Below are 2,135 nucleotides of genomic sequence, written 5' to 3' on the forward strand. Positions count from 1 at the left end.
CGGCCAGAGCGGGCGCGCGGTCGAGCGCCCGTGCCGCGGCGGCGTGTCCACGCCGCCGCGTCGTCTCGTCGAGTGCGTCGTAGAGCGTCTCGCGCACCAGATCGTGGGCGAACGCGAAGACGCCGTCCCCCCGCACGAGCACCAGCCGCGCGGCCGTCGCCCGTTCCAGCAGGCGGTCGACCTGCGCCGCGGGCGCGGACACCGCCGCGGCCAGGACCTGGCGGTGGAACTCCTTACCGAGCACCGCCGCGTCGCTGAGCAGGTCGGTCACGGCGTCCGGCAGCAGGGCGAGTCTGCGCCGCACCGCGTCCCGGACGCCGGGGGCGATGGCGCCGGCCGTGCCGCTGCCCTGCCACAGGCGTGCCGTCTGCTCGACGAAGAACGGGTTGCCGCCCGTGCGCCGGTGGATCTCGGCGACCAGGTCCGCGTCCGGTTCGGTGCCCACGGTGCGGGCGATCAACGCGGCGACCTCGCCACGGTCGAGTCCGGTCAGCGTCAGCACCGTCGCCGTGCCCAGCAAGGGCAGGATGAACGGGGCGAGCGTGTGGTCGGCCGCCTCCACCTCGACGTCCCGGTAGGTGCCCACCAGCAGCACCCGCTCGAACCACGTGTGCCGCGCCGCGAACTCCAGCAGCCTGAGCGAAGCGGGGTCGGCCCAGTGCAGGTCGTCGAGGATCACCACGACGGGGCGCGTCCGCGCGACCGCGGCGAGCGCACCGGTGACGGCGTCGTGGAGCGCGAACGCGTCGACCTGCTCGGTCGGTGCGGACTCCCCGAGCAGAATCGCGAGCTCGTCGGCCGAATCCCGCGCGATCGCGGCCCACTCCTGAGCCGTGGCGGCACGCCGCAGCCCGCGCACGACCTGCACCCACGGCCAGTATCCGGGCGCGTTGTCGGAGTCCCAGCACGAACCACCCAGCACCAGCGCCGCCTGCCGACGGGCCTCGTCGGCCACGCTGCTGACCAGCGCGGTCTTGCCGATCCCGGCCTCGCCGGTCACCAGGACCAGGCCGCCGTGGCTGTCGGCGGCCCTGGCGATCTGGGCGCGCAGCAGTTCCGCCGGGTGCGCTCGGCCGATGAGCGCGTCAGGGGCATCGTGATTTCTCATGACGGCACCGACCCTAGTGTCTCCCCCCGACACCCCCGGTCGTCAGCGGGCCGGTCGCCAGTGGCCGCGCACCGGCACGGTGCTGCCTGGACAACGGCACCGCCGGGGTGGCGGTCGTGATCCGTGCTTACCCTGACCGGGGTACACACCAACGGGAAGGGCGAGCGCGGTGAGTGAAGTCGGTGCGCTGCTCGCGGGCCGGTACCGGCTGCGACGACACCTCGGCAGCGGCGCGATGGGGGTCGTGTGGCTGGCCGACGACGAACGACTCCAGCGCCCGGTCGCGGTCAAGCAACTCCTCCAGCAGGGCGCCGCGGGCACCGCGGCACAGGCGCGCGAGCGCGTCATGCGGGAGGGCCGCATCGCCGCGCGCCTGCATCACCCGAACGCCGTGGCCGTGCACGACGTCGCCGAGCACGACGGGTTCCCCCTCCTGGTCATGGAGTACTTCCCCGCCACCAGCCTGGCCGAGACGCTGGCCACGGCGACAGCGCTGCCGGTCGCCTCGGCCGCGCGGATCGGCACCCAGGTCTCCGCCGCGCTGGCCGCCGCGCACGGCGTGGGCATCGTGCACCGGGACGTCAAACCCGCCAACGTGCTGCTCGGCGCGGACGGCACCGCCAAGATCGTCGACTTCGGCATCGCGCACGCGGGCGGCGACGTGACGCTGACGCAGACGGGCCTGGTCGCGGGCACCCCGGCTTTCCTCGCCCCCGAGGTCGCGCGGGGCGCCGACCCCTCCCCGGCCTCGGACGTCTTCTCGCTGGGCGCCCTGCTCTACACCACGGTCCAGGGCAGCCCGCCGTTCGGCGACGGCGACGGCAACCCGCTCGCCCTGTTGCACCGTGTCGCCGCCGCGACGATCCCCCCGCCCGACCGCGCGGGCGCCCTGACACCGGTGCTGTCCGCGGTGCTCGCCACCGACCCCGGCAGCGCCCGGACGCCCGGCAGGTCCGCGACGCCACCCGCGCCGTGGCCGAGGGGCGGCGACCACCGGTGCTCACGCCCGCCGAGGCCGACGGGCACA

Annotated in this window: 2 protein-coding genes; one reads left to right on the plus strand and one right to left on the minus strand. The window is 75.2% G+C overall.

Annotation, left to right across the window (positions count from 1 at the left end; genetic code table 11):
* On the minus strand, positions 1-1,108 hold a 1,108-nt coding region (locus tag SACSA_RS22760; protein WP_048876744.1), incomplete at its 3' end, for an ATP-binding protein.
* Between the two features lie 169 nt (positions 1,109-1,277).
* Here SACSA_RS22760 and SACSA_RS0112815 point away from each other — a divergent pair.
* Positions 1,278-2,135: serine/threonine-protein kinase (locus SACSA_RS0112815; protein WP_157596855.1), on the plus strand; the 858-nt coding region annotated here is incomplete at its 3' end.

The sequence above is a fragment of the Saccharomonospora saliphila YIM 90502 genome (assembly GCF_000383795.1).
Classification (GTDB): domain Bacteria; phylum Actinomycetota; class Actinomycetes; order Mycobacteriales; family Pseudonocardiaceae; genus Saccharomonospora; species Saccharomonospora saliphila.